Genomic DNA, 16,872 nt, shown 5'->3' with positions numbered 1-16,872 from the left:
TATCCGTTATAATGATCTATGATGATGTTGAAATCACCTATTGTTCAGGAGGATTCCGGATGAGAACCGAAAACCAAATTCAATCTAAAATCAACGAATTGACACTGCAGCGCAGATCTCTGGAATCGAGATTAGCTTCATTAACAGAGAACAGCCCACAGCAAGATAACCTACAAACTCAGCTCACTAGAGTTGAAGATATGATCATGATGCTGGAATGGGTGCTTAATGCACCCGTAGGGAGATATCATGCCTAAGTGCTGACTGGCATCCATTATTTTACCAATCAATGTGCCGGTAGCTGTGTTTAACATAAAAGGCGATTGCTTTCGGCTGTTTGATTCTTTTTTATATCCAAATTTGTATTATGCTTTGCGCAGAGCAAAAAATCAATATTTTTCACCTTACTCTATGTATATTGTAAATTCACTGCATCCTCTAGATTGAGAATCATCTCTTTTTCTGTGTGATTAACCGTCCTGTGTAAATAGGATTTATGCTCAGAATACGCATCCAAAGGCATTGGCCTACTAATCTTGTCAAGCAGATTACGCTCGACATCAGCCAGTAAGTAATCACCTTTACCCGCAGCAACTCTGCACAGAATAATCATAGATACAGGCTTATTCACAACAACCGCTCCATTCGACCGCGCAAATACAGTGTATTGAAATAACGGAATGGCCTCAGGTTCTTCAACACCAGCTGCACTAGATTGGTCAAAGATAGAATACATAAGGGAAGGATCACTTGATGAAGTACCGAGTTTCTTCTGATTAGACACCAACTTGCTGTTCTGATAGGCAAGGAATCCCGCTGCTGCCAGCACAAGCACAAGTAAAATAACCAATATTGCATACATCATCCCATCCCCACCACCCACTCCAAAATAACAATTCCGGTTATATATTATCATGGAGGGAGGCCTAAGCCAATCTTATATTATCTGAAATTCAGCGCATACAGGTAATACTGTTTCTATAAAGTTATTTTGAAATATTCAAAATAACAGTTGAAACTTTGATTTGCATGTCTCATAATGTAAATATGAATGTTGCTTGTCAATCCATATGGAAATCAAGGGAGGAAATTTAAAATGAAGTTTTTCTTGGATACCGGAAACATTGAAGAAATCAAACGTATTACTCGCCTAGGACTAGTGGATGGCGTAACGACTAACCCTTCGCTGATCGCTAAAGAAGGAAGATTGTTCAAGGATGTTATCAAAGAAATCGTTGCAATCGTTCCAGGACCTGTAAGTGCAGAAGTAATCGGACTTACAGCAGAAGAAATGCTTAAAGAAGCATATGAAATTGCTGAATGGGCTCCAAACGTTGTAATTAAACTCCCTATGACTGAAGATGGCTTGGAAGCTTGTTATGAGCTTACTAAAAAAGGCATCAAAACTAACGTTACACTAGTATTCTCCGCGGCTCAAGGTTTGATGGCTGCTAAAGCAGGCGCAACTTATATCTCTCCTTTCGTAGGTCGTCTGGATGATATCGGTGTTGACGGAATGAAGCTGATCAAGGATCTGAAGACTATCCTGACTAACTACAACTTGAAATCCGAGATCATTGCAGCAAGTATCCGCAACATTGCTCATGTTGAGCAAGCAGCTATTGCTGGTGCACACATCGCTACAATCCCAGGTTCACTTCTGCCAACCCTCTGGAAGCACCCGCTGACAGATAACGGTATTGAACGTTTCCTGAAGGATTGGGAATCCGTTCCACAAGCCTAAGAATATCTTTTATTCTTTTATCAAGAGGGCTATCCACAAGCTGCGGCAACGCAGCTTAGGGATAGCTCTTTTTTCCATCCAGAGACATTGCAGAGGTTTGGCGAACACGTTTCGGCCAGATCGGACGAATTATCTTCTCTGTATCTTTAACGCCTGGCTCCCCCTTTTCCCCCTTACTCGGAGTTACTGCAAATAAGGTTAGCAATCCACCAATTGCCCCTACTGTAGCCATCAACGCAAACAAGACCCAATGCCCACTGCTTAGCAGCAACGATACCACCGGCGGCCCCAACGCTACCCCTATAAATCTCATACTACTATAAAGAGCGGTTATCGTGCCGCTGTTCTCCTTCTCAATCCCCTCCGTGATTAAAGCATCCATACAGGGAAGTACAATTCCGATGCCAACACAGCCTAAACCCATAAACCCTACTAAAAGATAAATGCCTTTGTTGAATCCCGCACAAATCATCGCCGCAGTCAGTAACACCATGCCCCCAAACCCGAGCCATTTCATTAGCGTTTTATTCTGACCAATGATCTTTCCTGTTCCATAGGAGGACAGACATAAGAGGGCAAGCGGTATCGCCAGCACAAACCCCTTCGTCGCCCCATGCATTTTATATTTAGTTTCCAGCATTTCTGATAAATAGAACTGGACACCAAAGGTCACAAACATACAGATGCCGCCTATGGCAAAAATAGCGTACAACCAACGTCCCTTTTTACGTAAAACGCTCACAATTCCAGATAAAAACGCCCGAAGTTCCTGTTTCTCAGGTTCATCCTTTGCTTCGGGCTTTCGGACCAGAAATAAGACTAACAAAAATGAAATTAGACATAGAATGGGAATTGCAATAAAAGGAGCAAACCAGAGCCATATCCCAAGATAGGCACCAAGAATTGGACTGAGTACTTTACCAAACGTATTGGAGGTCTCAATAATTCCCAGACTTTTGCTCACATCCTCTTCTTCCTTAAACAAATCGCCTACAAAGGGGATTACAATTGGAAAAGCACCCGCTGCACCAATTCCTTGCAACAGACGCCCCGCTAAGATCACCCAATAAGCGCTAACCCCCTTCATAAACCAAGCAGCCACCACGCAGACAGCACCACCAATTGCGGCAATGATTAGACTCGGAAGAATAACCTTTTTTCGCCCAAAACGGTCTGATAGATAACCTGCAATAGGGATCATTACAATTGCCATCAATCCATACACGGTGATCAGCATACTGACTTGAAAAGCGCTAATGCCGAGTTCTTTGGAGATCTGCGGCAGAATAGGCAGCAGCATGGAGTTACCGAGGGTCATTATTAGTGGGATTGATGCTAAGGCAAGCAAATCCCATTTTCTTTCCTTCATGAACTGACCACCTTTGTCATTGTGTACAACATTCTTTATTGTGGTTTGTTCGCCCATCTTTATTCATGAAAACAAAAAGACCGTCCCTCCGCTGCTGCGAAAAGGACGATCTTAAAATGAAGAAATCTAGGGTTATAGCGACCCGGCGCTTAAAGATGCCACATTAGCGGACGGAATAAAGTGACTAGGTTCACCCAGACTAAAAATATGCAGCAAGTGCATAGCCCGAGTGCAAGCCGTATAAAACAATTTGCGTTCACTTTCTCTGCCATATTGTTCAGCCGAGCCATCATAGATGACGACCGCATCAAACTCTACGCCTTTGGCTAAATAAGCAGGCAGAACCAGTGTCCCCTTCTGAAAATTCGGTGTTTCCTTTGTAACAAGTCTCACCGGCAGGCTACGATTCAGTTCAGCATGAACCCTTGCGCTTTCCTCCGCTGTTTTGCAGATGACCGCCACATAATGATATCCCTCAGAATGCAGCTTGCGGATATCCTGTTCCACAGCATTCAGAAGCTCCTTCTCGCTGGATACCACACTTAGCTGGGGCTCTTCTCCCCGCCGATTAAAAGGTACGATTCGTTCTCCTCCAGGGATCATTGACCGCGTAAACTCCACGATCTCATAGGTTGAACGGTAGCTTTGGGTTAAGGAGATCACTTCTGTGTTCTCTTCACCATATATACTTACGAGACTAGACAAATCCCCCAGTACCTCACCTTGCGCATAAATGGCTTGGTTCAGGTCGCCTAATACGGTCATTTTTGCTCTTGGAAATAAACGGCGCATGAACTCTAATTGGAATGGAGAGTAGTCTTGTACCTCATCTACAATCACATGGCGGATCAGTGTGTTGGTCCGGAAGCCTTGGCTTAACTCCTTCAGATAAAGGAATGGCGTAGCATCCTCATAAGCAAGCTCGTTCACTCCAATGGATTCCAATGTCTGCTCACAGATATCATCCCACACCACTGGTAAAGGATAATCTCCATTGAGGCGCGCCATAAGCTCGCGATCTGTAAATAACGTGCTGTACAAGCCCTTAACGTCCACAAATCGCCCCCGTTTAGTCCAACCACGCAGTGGTTTGAGCCGCTGGCTGACTACATAACGAGATAACACTTCTTTTTCCGTATCAAAATCGTCAAAGCTATCCTGCGAAGCTTTCTTCTTCCGACGCAACATTTGATATGCACGGTGATAATCGCTGGAATCCAGCAGCTCGATCTGATCTTCGACCCACTTCGCATTTCTTTCCTCATGGGTAAAATCTGCGATCTTCTTAAGCAGCCAGCGGATCATCAAGTCCACACGATTTGCAAGCTTTATGGCAGGATCGTACGCGTAGAACTGGCGTTCCATTTCTTCTTTACTGACCACGGCTTTCCCTTGAAACATTAAAGGTTTAAAAAGCATACCCTCTTGTTCCAACAACGTAGCATACCGCCGAATCGCATCGAGGAAAGGTACGGAAGATTTATAGGCAATGCCTTCTCTGCGTATAGCCACCTCTGGACCCTCAGGAGCATTAAGTAAACTTTCAGTCTGACTAAAGACATCTTCCAGCAGGAATTCATGTCCAAGACGATGTTCCAAATACATTTGAAACGTGGTTTGCTGCATATTTTCTTCGCCTAGCTCCGGGAGCACTGTAGATACATAGCTGTTAAACAGCGGATTCGGTGAGAACAGCAGCATTTGATCTGCTGATAATACTTCGCGGTATTTATATAGAAGATAAGCTACCCGCTGCAATGCAGCAGAAGTTTTTCCGCTTCCCGCTGCTCCTTGCACAACTAGCATCCGGCTTTTGTCGTTGCGGATTATCGCATTTTGCTCTTTTTGAATGGTAGCAACAATACTTTTCATTCGATCGTCAGCGCTATGACTTAGCACCTGCTGTAGAAGCTCATCCCCGATCGTAACCCCAGTGTCAAACATAACTTCAATTACACCGTCAGCAATAACAAACTGGCGTTTAAGATTCATTGTTCCGGAGACTAATCCTCCAGGCGTCTCATAAGCAGCAGCACCTGGTGCTCCGTCATAATACAGGCTGGAGATCGGCGCACGCCAGTCATAGATCAAAAAGGTGCCATCATCCTCCATCAAGGATCCAATCCCTAGATAAATCTTTTCCAGCCCGCCCGTTGGTTCCTCTGTGAAATCAATTCGGCCAAAGTAAGGAGAGACAACCAGCTTTTTATATTTTTTCAGCGCCTTGCTTGATTGCAAATGATGACGTTCCCGTTCATTTAGGATTTGGGACTGTTGGCGAAGACTTGTTGAGGTTTCTCCCAAATCATCCGGGCTACTGAAGTTTACGGTTACCTCTTCCCAGAAGTCTTTCCGCATATCCACTACATCACTGCGATGAAGTCCAAGCTCCTCTGATAAATTGCGAATATGGGCGGACAGAAGCTTGGTTACTCCGTCAACCCGTTCCTGTTCCTCTTTCCACTGACTTTCATTGTTATCCACTACATTTCATCCCCTTTTGGAAGGTTGACATTCCATTTGAATCATGATATGATAAATTTGCATATTTATGTTTTTAAATGCATACTTATTCGATATCTTATCATTTTAGCAATTTCAGTTTGAGATTTCAAGTATACTCTTAAATAGATGATCCGGTCCCTGTGGAACCGGATTTTTTGCTGTTACAAAGCTTATATGTTGCTCTTCACAAGGTTATGTTTAGGCTTCATGCACAGATTCTTTATCCTCCGCTATACGATTCATCTGATCGGCCACTTTATCTAAGCGCTCCAATTGATATCCGTAATCATAAATCGCAGCAGCCACAACGTATAAACGCAACTGACCTATTTTCTCTGCATTATACCCCAAAATGGCGGTATTCAGGAATTCATCATTGTCTTCTCCCAAGGGTTCGGATTCATTGGCATTGGGCTTTAATTTGTCTTCAAACTTAAGTAAGATGTGCTGATGATATTTGATTAAATGTTCCAAATGATTATCAAATAGAGCATCTGTATGTTCGGTCCGATCCGCCTGGAAATAATGCCGATCTACGGCCTCGAGAACATCGTAACCTTTTTGCAAAGAAGCTAACAGGTTCTTATACACAACCATTTGTCTAGTCTGGCTATACTTGGCCCGTTTTAACTGCTTCTGCTCCTCCTCAAACAATGCATACTTATCCGCCAACGATTTTATGGATGAATGCAAGGCGTTTTTTTCATCACGAAATACACTTTCCTTCATCTCATGAGAAACCGCTGTTCTTAGTAATAAAGAGAGGCTTGAAAAAACATTCTCAATTTGCTTAATGTATTGCTTACGAGGTTTTGGTGGAACGACAATAATATTGATTAGAAATGCAGAAACAATACCTGTTAAAGTTAATAAAAAACGATTAAGTGCGAATTGCCATTCACCCGAAGCCTCCATCACTGTTATTACAGTAACTAACGTAAGACTTATCGTATCCGCCCGGTTGATTTTCATACTGATCATAATGACTAGAATACAGACCAAACCGACTGCTATTGGACTGTTGGATAACAGCATCCCTCCGAGTAAAGCCAGAACGGCCCCCATTGTACTAGTCGTGAGCTGGTCAAGAAAATAACGCCAAGAGCGATAAATAGAGGGCTGCATAGCGAAAATCGCTGCAATCCCTGCACCCACGGCAGAAGGAAATTGAAGCATTACAGCTAAATACAGGGCTAGCGTAACGGCCAAACCTGTTTTAAATATGCGAGCTCCTAAAGCCAAACCTATCCCTCCTAAAAATTAGCCCACGCTACCATATGAACATCAGCGAACCCTCGTACTTCTAATTACCCCAGCCTGGAGAGGATGAATTTTAAGAACATTTAAGCTCTCACTCATGTTTCTTTCAGCTTTCAGGGAATACTAATTCGAGTAGTGCCTATCACATAACATACGAGGTGAGTGAATGAATAACAATATCAAAAAATTAATGGCTTTCACAACCGTAATTTTTCTCAGCCTGTCTCCAGCTCTTGCGCCAATCGGAAGTGCTTCTGCTGAGAAAGTAACCCCCACAGCCACCACACCTGGTGCCCATCCTTCAGAGAAAGGTCACGGTCACCATCCAGGAAAAGACGGAAAGGTTAGGGCTGGTGGACATTTCATTATTTTTGAAACGGCTAAACTGCTGGAAATGGATCGTACAGAGCTAATCATTAGCCTGAAAGCAGGCAAAACGCTCCCGCAGCTTGCTCTTGAGAAAAAAGGCTGGACGGAAGATCAATATATACAGAAGCTCTGCGAATCGGCAAATCAACGGCTGGATCAAGCCATCACCGAAGGACGTCTGACAAAAGACGAAGCCCAGAAGCTTAAAGCAGGTCTTCCTGCGATGCTGAAGCAAAGAATAAGCAAAATGGGGCAATTCCAGGATCGCAAAACATCTGAACAACATGTGACGACCCCTTAACCAATCTCTTACACATAAAGACGGATATCTTCATGCGTGATGAAAGATATCCGTTTTTGTATCTATCCTAATTCTTACGCGAGCTCTTGTAGATTTGAAATAAACAAATTGACAGCATCAGCCAAGCGCCACTAGCCATATACCCCCCAATTACGTCACTCGGGTAATGAACACCCAGATAGATACGACTCCAGCCAATCCCCACGGTCATGAATACGGCGAACATTATTAATAAGACCCGTTCATGCCTCCGCCGCAGATGACGCCACAGTAAAAAGGCAATAACGCCGTACAAAGAGAATGCTGCCATGGAGTGCCCGCTCGGAAAACTATAACCAATCTCTTCAACAATGCGATGTATATTCGGACGTTCTCTATGAAAACTTAACTTCATTATTGTATTCAAGAGCTGTGAGCCTAATCCAACCCACAGGAACAAGATTAATTCAAATCGGTGTTTCAGCAAAAAATAGAGCAGTGCCATGGTAACGATAGATATGCCTATAGCGATCTTTGAGGAACCAATCAGAGATAAACCTTTGGCGAATGAGGTCAACCCCGGTGATTCCGCTGATTGCACCCCATCAATAATATAGTTATCAAAGGTTGATACCTTATTCACACTTACAAGGACAGCTATAACGGCGAAACAAGCAGCAAACCCTAAAAAAAAGCGAAAAGCTCTAGACCAGTTCTGATAATAAAGCATAAATACCTCCATGTCTATTCAGGTGACTGTTGATCTCATTTCCAGTGAGGGACTAACCCATGTTATAATTATTGAGAGAAAAAAATTCACAGAAGATGGAGTGCTGCCAAAGTGGAGAGTTTAAAATTGCAAGAACGATTGTTGAACCAGTTCATTTCCACAAAGGTGCCTGTGACGATTTTTACGACGAATGGTGTGAAAATGCAAGGGCTCGTTACCTCGTACGATGCTTTCACAATCACTTTGCAAGGTCAAGGTGATGGCAGGCAAAATGTTCTATTCAAATCTGCAGTATCCACTATTGTACCTCTTAAGCCCGTTTCGCTCAAATAGTCTTCTCCCTCATTACACCTTATCAACCAGATAATCACAGGCTTTTATTTTCAAAAAAAGGGAACACCGGACTTAATATCCGGTGTTCCCTTTAGCATTTCCCAAGATCACTAATTCACTCTTCAAATGGAGTAACTTTATGCAGGAACAATTACGGGCTTCACACATACCGGTTTGGATACTTCAGCTGTATTTCCAGTAAATTCGAGTCGGCCACTAGCCGCTTCAATTGAAAATACAACCAGGTTATTCGCATCACGATTTGCCACGATAAGATAAGCTCCATCTGGTGTCAATGCGAAGTGACGTGGATGTCCCCCACGAGTAGATACATATTCCAGATGTGTAAGCTTAGCAGATGCATTATCCACAGCATACACAGCGATATTGTCAGCCCCACGGTTTGAAGCGTACAGATATTTTCCGTCCTTGGTAATGGCGATTTCAGCGCAAGTATTCTCTTCGTTAAAATCATCAGGCAGCGTCGGCACTGTATCTACAGTGTGTAGAGTGCCTGCGGCACTGTCATATGTAAACGATGTAATGGTGGAATCCACCTCGTTAATTACATAAGCAGACTTTCCGTCTGGATGAAATGTGAAGTGGCGTGGTCCCGCTCCTGGATGCAGCACCGTATCACCATGCACTTCCAGTTTGTTGGTTTCTCTATTGATTCTATAGGCCCGAATTAAATCAAGCCCAAGATCAGATACAAACACATACTGCCCGTCCGGACTGAAAATAGCGGAGTGGGGATGAGGGCGGTCCTGCCGTTCAGGATGCTGGCCATGACCTGAATGTACGGCCACATCAACTAATTGATCCGCAGCTTTCTCTTCATTTAATTTGATCAAACCAACGCTTCCACCATGATAACTACATACAACAACGTATTCATCATTCAAATCTCTATTGATATGGCAGGTGGTTGTTTGACGGTTGCCAGAAGCAGGCATGGAGGGAATGCGTTTCAGTTCACTCAATTTCCCGTCCTTTGGATCAATGGCAAAGGTAACAACCTCGCCTTCTTTTCCACCCTCACCATTCGGTTTTTCTCCTATAGCATATAGACGTTTTTCAGCGGCATCTACATTAACAAAGGTAGGATTAGTTAAGCCCTGCACCGAATCCAGCAGCTTTAGCGTACCACCTGCAGCTCCATCGAATTCAAACACCTGCACTCCGCTTTCCGCGGCACTTGCATAAGAACCTGTAAACAGCAATAACTTATTCTGCTCATTCATCTCTATATTCCTCCTCAAAAGTATTGCTACTTCACACTCATTAGATGTGATCATCTATATAATCTACAATTTTTAAACGTTAATTACAAACGATAAAGTTAGAAATGTACGAAACAATTCAAAAATGGGTCTTTCCAACGATTAACTGTTGTGATATAATGAAAGCGCTAACATTAGTCTTTTATTCCGTATAAAGGGGGAACATGAATGAGTAGCATCCTGCTGGAAGCCAGAAATGTGTACGAGGACTTCGAGGTGGAGACAGACATTCTGTTCTTTAAGGTCGGGGACCATGATTTGGTCATTTTTCACGGCAGAAACTATAACATAAAAAAGAGAATGACTGCCGAGCAATTAAATCGATTGTTGTCCAATTCAAGTTATTATCATGTGTACGGTGGCTGTTATGTCAACCTGAACAAGATCAGCTCTATCGCAGATGACTGCATTTATTTCGGTGAAATGGGCCTGTATGCTAAAAACGTACGTGTCCCAAGACGAAAACAAGAAAGCATTCGTCATCTTCTGAAAGGACTGAAGTAGACATCTTATTCCCATTAGCCGGAAGGGCATGTTACTGATGCCATTTCCGGCTTTTTGCTTTTTATTAATAGAAACTTAAAAAGATCCTGCCTTTTTTTATACTTTCTTAAGGTTTAGGATTAGGATTTCTGTTAAAGTTGTAAATAGACAAGCAACACCTATATTGAAGGGAGTCATTACTAATAATGGACAAAAAAGATCTGAATGGAAATGAGAACTTAGAAAACAACGGTACCACGGAAGAAGAATTGAACACTTCCGAGATTATCAATGAAGAGGTTGAAGTAGCGCAAGTTGCTGCTGAGGAACCTGTGAATACAACAAAAGCAGACAGTATTCCAGTAATGAACAAGGTCGGAGCGAACAATACTACGCCACCTACACCTCCGACTGCTCCTAGAAGCAATAAAGCTTGGATGATTGCCTCTATCGTATTAGCTGCAGCACTAATTATTGTTCTGGTCGTCCAAAAAGACGACAGCAAAAAAGCTGTTGCAACAGTAAACGGAACAAAAATCACAAAAGAACAACTTTATGATAAATTGATCGAAGCAGGCGGAGAAAGCACGCTGCAATCTATGATTACAACTGAGCTTGTTGATCAAGAGGCTAAAAAAGCCAACGTAACTGTTACAGATGAAGACATCAACACTGAACTTGAAGATCTTAAAGCACAATTCGGCGGAGAAGCTGCCTTTAATGCTGCTTTGTCCCAAAGCTCAATGACTGTAGACGACTTGAAAAAGCAAATGCCGCTGCAAGTAAAGCTGCGTAAAATCCTTGAGCCACAAGTCACTGTAACGGATGATGAAATCAAAGAATACTATGACACAAATAAAGCTACTTTCAGTGAAGAAGAACAAGTTCGCGCTTCCCACATTCTCGTTGAGACTAAAGAAGAAGCAGATGCAATTCTGAAACAACTGAAAGAAGGCGCAGATTTTGCTACTCTTGCCAAAGAAAAATCCTCTGATACGGGTTCCAAGGATAATGGCGGAGATCTAGATTTCTTCAAACGTGGTGATATGGTAGCTGAATTCTCTGATGTAGCCTTTAAACTAAAAGTTGGTGAAACCAGTGATGCTGTGAAATCCGATTATGGTTATCACATCATTAAAGTAACCGACCATAAAGATGCTAAAGACTATACACTTGAAGAAAAGAAAGATGAAATTCGTAAAACTCTAGTTTCGCAAAAGGTTTCCACTCTGTCCTCCACTTGGTTGTCAGAAACAACTGAAAAAGCAAAAATTACGAACACACTTACTGACGCTAAAGAAGATGCAGCTGCAACAGCTGAGCCAACTGCAAGCGCAGCAGCAGGAAATGAATCCACTAAATAATTGTACCCGTCAAAAAGCAGGACAAGCGTTAATAAACGCTGTCCTGCTTTTTTTGTTTCTATGCTCAGGCCTTTGATTAAGCCTTAATGGCCTTTTTTACGGATTTGTTTATCGTGGTTCTCCCCCCACTCTTTCGCCTGCGCTGTGGCAATTGAAATCGCCCGCCCCTCCTCATAACCATCTTCGAGAAGCGCATTCGCAATATCGATTGCCTTATGGCGAACAGGTGCTGTGAAGTTCTTTAATGATTCTGGATAATCCTCTTTGTTCCATGGCATACAAAAAACCTCCTTAACCAGTTTATATACATACTTAGCCTGGTTAAGGAGGTTTCAAACGTTTATTTCACTTATTTAAAGACTTTAACACGATCTTCAACCGGTTGGAATTGTTTCTCACCAGCAGGAGTTACTGTCTTACCAAATGGCAATTGAGCAATCAATTTCCATTCTTGCGGGATGCCCCATGCTTCTTTTACTTCATCATCAATCAGTGGATTATAGTGCTGCAAGGATGCACCTACACCTGCTTCAGAAAGTGCTGTCCATACTACAAATTGCAGAATACCCGAGGATTGGTTAGCCCAAATTGGGAAGTTCTCCGCATATAGAGCGAAGTTCTCTTGCAGGCTCTTCACTACCGTTTGATCTTCGAAGAATAGTACGGAACCGTAACCGGCTTTGAAAGACGCTAATTTTTGTGCTGTTCCTTCAAATTGTTCGGCAGGAACGATTTTACGCAATGTTTCTGTAGTGATATCCCATAGCTTATCGTGTTGTTCACCAAGAAGAACAACGGCTCTTGAGCTTTGAGAGTTGAATGAAGTTGGGCTATGTAGCACCGCTTGTTCAACGATTTCTACAATTTGTGCATCCGAAATCGTAGATTCTTTACTGAGGGCATATATGGAACGTCTTCCTTTTACTGCTTCAAAGAAATTGCTAGACATAAAATAACTACCTCCATTAATTTTAGTAACTTACTTTTGTATATCTTAGCACCTTTTTTCTGAAAACACAATAGTTATTCACAACTTATTTTGTCGGATATATTCGTTGCCAACTCTTATTGTCGCATTTATGGGCTTAATTATGCACCTGATCTATTAATCATTAATCACTTCATGCGGGCTAGAAACTGCCCTCTTCCTTTTCCGATATACACCACGAGCTAAAATGCGCTACAATAGTGCAGCAAATGTATAGAAGGAAGGTTATAATCATGAAATTCCCAAGCGAGAAAGCCCTTGTTCGGCATAGAAAATCAGCCTTAATCTCATTGTTGCTGCTCCTTTCCCTGAGCTTGGCTCTAACTAGCTGTAAAGACACAAATTCGTCTAATTTAACCTCGACAGCACTAGATCCGAACGATCTTCACCCCCTCACTTTCTGGGTGGCAACGGATACTCACTTCTTAAATAAGAAGCTACAGGATGGGGGTACAGCTTTTCAAAAATATGTAACTGGCGGTGATGGAAAAATGCTGCCTTACAGTGATGAAATCCTTGAAACCTTGGTTTATGACGCTGAGCAGCAGAAGCCTGATTTTCTCATCCTCAGTGGAGATTTAACAAATAACGGAGAACGCAGCAGCCATCAGGAGCTAACCCAAAAATTAAAGCGAATCGAAGCGCAAGGAACCTCCGTTTATGTCATTCCAGGCAACCACGATTTATTTAATCCTTGGGCCAGATCCTTCAGCGGGGATAAGCAGCTTGTTACGGATTCCATTACAGACAAAGACTTTACCACGATGTATGAGGATTTCGGTTACAAAGAGGCTGTATCACGTGATAAAGAATCACTAAGTTACATCGTTAAGGCAGCGCCAAATTTATGGCTCCTTATGATTGACAGCAGCCAATATCTTAACAATCAGAAATACGGTTTCCCCCAAACGGACGGTCGCCTAACCGCCTCTACCCTATCATGGATAGATAATTCTGTTAAACTGGCTGCCAAGGAGCACGCTTCTGTTCTCACGGTTATGCACCACAACCTACTAAGCCACACTTCTATGTCTGTTTCAGGCTTTAAACTGAATAACAGTCAGGAAACAATAAAGTTACTTCGTGAAAATGAACTTAACTTAGTCTTGTCTGGCCATATCCATATGCAGGACATCCGGGTAGACCCGGTAACTTCTTCGGAAGAAACACCAATTTATGATATCGCAACAAGTGCAATGGCTGTCTATCCACATCAATATGGAGCGATGACCTTCGATCCCCTGAGCAGAACCGTCAATTATGAAGCAACGCCCTTAAATGTAGAGGGATGGGCTAAAGCTAATGGCGTTACAGATCAGAATCTTTTAAACTTCAAGACCTATGCTGAGGATATTTTTGCTACAAACTCTTACAACAAAGCTATGGATGGTTTAAAAGAGAGCTCCTTTACGCAGTCTGAAAAGGCATCGATGGCAGAGGTAATGGCCAAGCTTAATGTAAGATATTTCGCGGGGACAGCCAGCAGCTCCTCAGAAGATATTAAAGCGATGCCAGGCTACAAGCTTTGGGAAGGCCTACAAGAAGGTTTCTTAGGTGGATACATCCAAAGTATGACAGAGGATAAAGAGCTTAGTAATATATCCTTAGAGGTGGTATTAACGAAGCAATAACTGGATTATGCATTTCATATAAAAAACCCAGCCTCCACCCGCATTTATGCATCAGATGGAAGCTGGGTTTATTGTGTTAATTGATCGTTAAGATACAACTATTTCCGTACAATAGTAATCCAACCATCTTCATCTACCGACACAGTAGCATGAAGCGCTTCAGCAAGCAGACGCAAGGATACATATGCATCGCCATACTCGTCAACAAATACAGGTTGGGCAAGCTTTACAGTCGTGCCGTTAATCAAGGCTTCGGAAGAACCGATTTTGAATACCAGTTTATCTCCGTACACACCATCAGTAACGTTAATTGCACGATTTGCCGTATCCCATTCTACAGTAGCATCTAAATCTTCTGCCAAATAACGCAGTGGGATATAAGTAGTGTTCTTGTCTACAATCGGGTAATAATATTCGTCATCAGGTTCGATAACAATGGTTCTCTTCGTAATGCCCAGATCATCCTTCAATATACGATATACATCAGAATCTGGGGCAAAGTTTCTCAAAGTCTCTCCAGGTGTAAGTCCGGATGAAATATCAAGTGCACCTTCAGTACTGATTGGATCAGCAGTTACAGAACCGCCAATGTTCCAAATCTGACTGGAAGCTTTAAGCGAGAGGCTCTTCAATGGGAAATCCTCGGTACCCGGAAGCGCCACTTTCAGATCAACATTCTGTTTACGCACATGCAGAGCACTATCAACGAAAATATCAACAGATAACTTCGTATCCTTACTCAACACGGTCTTAATCTCAGGAGTTGATTTGTAAAGACTGTCCACTTGATTGTCATATACTAGCAGCAATGCATCAACAGCCAATTTGGCAGCATCATGCAATACAGTTACGACAGCTTCTTTATCATCCAGTGGAATATCTCCGAATCCCAGATTGAAAATATCGCCAGAACCGTCTTCATCCATAGCTTTGATCACAGGGTACAGATAGTCATAAAGACCACCCACCAATTCAGTAAAACCTTCTGTGTCTTTGGAAACAGACTTCAGGAAGCCTTTTAACAATGCAGGAAGCTCATCACCAGTCACTTCTGCATGCAGCTTCGTCATGTTCAACTGCTCACCATACACAGCATCACTAACCGGTGTAATGTTGATTACGCCAGGATTAGGAAGATTCTTAACAACGAATTTCGTCAACAGCTTACTGACATCTTCAGCTTTTGCCGTATCCAAGCCTACTTCACCTAAGATTTCATCGTATCCTTGTACAGGGAAGTAGAACGGTTGTTTTGCTCCTTCAACTGTAAAAGCAAGTGTTTGTTTGTCCATAAACAAGGTGAATGGAATATTCAATTGTTTATAACCAACAGTTCCTTGGGCCGATAAACTCCCATTATCTTGTAACTTAGCTTTACTAATATTCAAGGAAAAAGAATTAATAAGATCAACCATTTCCTTATCTTCCGCGCTAATTCCCTCTATGGGCTCAGCATTCATGGAAAAAGTCATACTGGATTCTGATGATTTAACATCAACATCCCCAATCAACGCCTTATTAACATCGAACCCCCCTACCGACTGACAGCCGGCAAGAACTAGCATCAGTGCGACAAAAGGCAAAAACCACTTCAATTTCGCTTTAACTCTACTCATAGCATGTCTCCTTCATCTTATTTTGTGAAATCAATCCATTATCTCAGCTAAGGTAAGTTTTGTAAATCAAAGTTCCTTTTATTGTAAAATGTTTAGATATTCAACAAACTTCGCCATTCGATCTGAGCCCAATCCTTGTAAATCACAGCCTTAACTATCGCCAGCATCAGTAAATGTGCAGGATAAAATGACCACCACATCCAGCGCGGAACCCGGTGCCGCTCCAAGCGATTCCAAATTAAAGGCGTAAAAGCAATCAGCAAGGTAGGTAAAATACTGAGCATCTGTACAACCCAATAATTATAAAACATATAGAATAGATTCAGTGCCAGATGGGCTCCAACAAGCCAGTACGATTTCGTGTAACGAAAAATCAATACTAAGAGCAAACCGTACGCATTATAATCTATAGGGTAATAATCCATTAACACTATAGCTGCAATTACCACAGGTATACCAAGCCATAATGAAGGCAGCTTGTCCAAAATAACCAGTACGATTGCTGACAGCAATAACGTAAACACCACGTTCCAGCCACCAGAATTTAGCGCTAGATTATAGGGAATCTGGGCAATAATCGCAATCAAGAGCAACCGAAATAAATATTTAGGTCTGGATGAAGTATGGATATGTCCCTGCACAAGCCCATAACAATAAATTGGAAAAGCTATTCTCCCTACATATCTCCAAGCAAGATTCTCCGGGAAAAAGATATAGCCAATATGGTCAATTAGCATCGTCAGCATGGCAATAATCTGCATTACAATCCCCCTTAAACATGTTGAAATATAAATTCGCCAAGTCCTTCCTCATTTCCTTTACCGATAAGCAAATGAAGACCGCGGAGAAACGATCATCCGTTTTCTGTGCACCTCCCCCCTTGACTTTATCGAATACTATTGAGTAATATTAACTAG

Annotated in this window: 17 protein-coding genes; 7 read left to right on the top strand and 10 right to left on the bottom strand. The window is 42.4% G+C overall.

Annotated features, from left to right (window positions below; genetic code table 11):
* Positions 1-59: 59 nt before the first annotated feature.
* The gene (locus tag MKZ09_RS14185) at positions 60-257 is read left to right on the top strand and encodes a hypothetical protein (protein ID WP_076135500.1); all 198 of its coding nucleotides are present in this window, start codon (positions 60-62) and stop codon (positions 255-257) included.
* A 152-nt stretch (positions 258-409) separates the two neighbouring features.
* Here MKZ09_RS14185 and MKZ09_RS14180 read toward each other — a convergent pair whose 3' ends face one another.
* Positions 410-865 (bottom strand): hypothetical protein, encoded by a 456-nt coding sequence (locus tag MKZ09_RS14180; protein WP_076135498.1) that lies wholly within the window; start codon positions 863-865, stop codon positions 410-412.
* A 231-nt stretch (positions 866-1,096) separates the two neighbouring features.
* Between MKZ09_RS14180 and fsa the strand changes: the two genes are divergently transcribed.
* The gene (gene fsa / locus MKZ09_RS14175) at positions 1,097-1,744 is read left to right on the top strand and encodes a fructose-6-phosphate aldolase (RefSeq protein WP_036686257.1); all 648 of its coding nucleotides are present in this window, start codon (positions 1,097-1,099) and stop codon (positions 1,742-1,744) included.
* Between the two features lie 55 nt (positions 1,745-1,799).
* Here fsa and MKZ09_RS14170 read toward each other — a convergent pair whose 3' ends face one another.
* The 3 genes from MKZ09_RS14170 to MKZ09_RS14160 all read right to left on the bottom strand — a co-directional run bounded on the left by MKZ09_RS14170 (position 1,800) and on the right by MKZ09_RS14160 (position 6,860).
* The gene (locus MKZ09_RS14170) at positions 1,800-3,113 is read right to left on the bottom strand and encodes an MFS transporter (protein ID WP_081389001.1); all 1,314 of its coding nucleotides are present in this window, start codon (positions 3,111-3,113) and stop codon (positions 1,800-1,802) included.
* A gap of 132 nt (positions 3,114-3,245) precedes the next feature.
* On the bottom strand, positions 3,246-5,597 hold the full coding sequence (helD, locus tag MKZ09_RS14165) for an RNA polymerase recycling motor HelD (RefSeq protein ID WP_076202564.1): 2,352 nt from the start codon (positions 5,595-5,597) through the stop codon (positions 3,246-3,248).
* A gap of 219 nt (positions 5,598-5,816) precedes the next feature.
* A complete protein-coding gene (locus MKZ09_RS14160) occupies positions 5,817-6,860 on the bottom strand; it encodes an FUSC family protein (protein ID WP_076125912.1) in 1,044 nt (347 codons plus the stop codon).
* A gap of 184 nt (positions 6,861-7,044) precedes the next feature.
* Between MKZ09_RS14160 and MKZ09_RS14155 the strand changes: the two genes are divergently transcribed.
* A complete protein-coding gene (locus MKZ09_RS14155) occupies positions 7,045-7,548 on the top strand; it encodes a hypothetical protein (protein ID WP_076202559.1) in 504 nt (167 codons plus the stop codon).
* A gap of 67 nt (positions 7,549-7,615) precedes the next feature.
* Here MKZ09_RS14155 and MKZ09_RS14150 read toward each other — a convergent pair whose 3' ends face one another.
* Complete coding sequence (locus MKZ09_RS14150) at positions 7,616-8,257, bottom strand: phosphatase PAP2 family protein (RefSeq protein WP_076202556.1); 642 nt, start codon at positions 8,255-8,257, stop codon at positions 7,616-7,618.
* Between the two features lie 111 nt (positions 8,258-8,368).
* On the opposite strand from MKZ09_RS14150, the gene hfq reads away from it, so the two are divergent.
* Entirely contained in the window at positions 8,369-8,590 is a 222-nt protein-coding gene (gene hfq / locus MKZ09_RS14145; protein WP_036686247.1) for an RNA chaperone Hfq, read from the top strand.
* Positions 8,591-8,727: 137 nt separating this feature from the next.
* Here the strand turns inward: hfq and MKZ09_RS14140 are convergent, their stop codons facing one another.
* On the bottom strand, positions 8,728-9,834 hold the full coding sequence (locus MKZ09_RS14140; protein WP_076135490.1) for a lactonase family protein: 1,107 nt from the start codon (positions 9,832-9,834) through the stop codon (positions 8,728-8,730).
* A 207-nt stretch (positions 9,835-10,041) separates the two neighbouring features.
* Between MKZ09_RS14140 and MKZ09_RS14135 the strand changes: the two genes are divergently transcribed.
* Positions 10,042-10,377, top strand: a complete 336-nt coding sequence (locus tag MKZ09_RS14135; protein ID WP_036686243.1) for a LytTR family transcriptional regulator DNA-binding domain-containing protein — start codon at positions 10,042-10,044, stop codon at positions 10,375-10,377.
* A 185-nt stretch (positions 10,378-10,562) separates the two neighbouring features.
* Positions 10,563-11,720, top strand: coding sequence for a peptidylprolyl isomerase (locus tag MKZ09_RS14130; RefSeq protein ID WP_076135488.1), 1,158 nt, complete (start codon positions 10,563-10,565; stop codon positions 11,718-11,720).
* Positions 11,721-11,803: 83 nt separating this feature from the next.
* Here MKZ09_RS14130 and MKZ09_RS14125 read toward each other — a convergent pair whose 3' ends face one another.
* On the bottom strand, positions 11,804-11,998 hold the full coding sequence (locus tag MKZ09_RS14125) for a hypothetical protein (protein ID WP_076135486.1): 195 nt from the start codon (positions 11,996-11,998) through the stop codon (positions 11,804-11,806).
* Positions 11,999-12,069: 71 nt separating this feature from the next.
* Entirely contained in the window at positions 12,070-12,669 is a 600-nt protein-coding gene (locus tag MKZ09_RS14120; RefSeq protein ID WP_076202553.1) for a nitroreductase family protein, read from the bottom strand.
* Between the two features lie 272 nt (positions 12,670-12,941).
* Here MKZ09_RS14120 and MKZ09_RS14115 point away from each other — a divergent pair, with 272 nt between their 5' ends.
* Positions 12,942-14,339, top strand: a complete 1,398-nt coding sequence (locus MKZ09_RS14115) for a metallophosphoesterase (RefSeq protein WP_076202550.1) — start codon at positions 12,942-12,944, stop codon at positions 14,337-14,339.
* Between the two features lie 98 nt (positions 14,340-14,437).
* Here the strand turns inward: MKZ09_RS14115 and MKZ09_RS14110 are convergent, their stop codons facing one another.
* Both MKZ09_RS14110 and MKZ09_RS14105 read right to left on the bottom strand, forming a co-directional pair.
* On the bottom strand, positions 14,438-15,955 hold the full coding sequence (locus tag MKZ09_RS14110; RefSeq protein ID WP_076202547.1) for a copper amine oxidase N-terminal domain-containing protein: 1,518 nt from the start codon (positions 15,953-15,955) through the stop codon (positions 14,438-14,440).
* 92 nt (positions 15,956-16,047) lie between these two features.
* Complete coding sequence (locus tag MKZ09_RS14105; RefSeq protein ID WP_076135480.1) at positions 16,048-16,716, bottom strand: TraX family protein; 669 nt, start codon at positions 16,714-16,716, stop codon at positions 16,048-16,050.
* Between the last annotated feature and the right edge of the window lie 156 nt (positions 16,717-16,872).

It is taken from the genome of Paenibacillus sp. FSL R5-0908, from assembly GCF_038006245.1.
In the GTDB taxonomy this organism is placed as follows: Bacteria; Bacillota; Bacilli; order Paenibacillales; family Paenibacillaceae; genus Paenibacillus_AQ; species Paenibacillus_AQ odorifer.
This window is presented reverse-complemented; position numbering and strand designations above follow the sequence as displayed.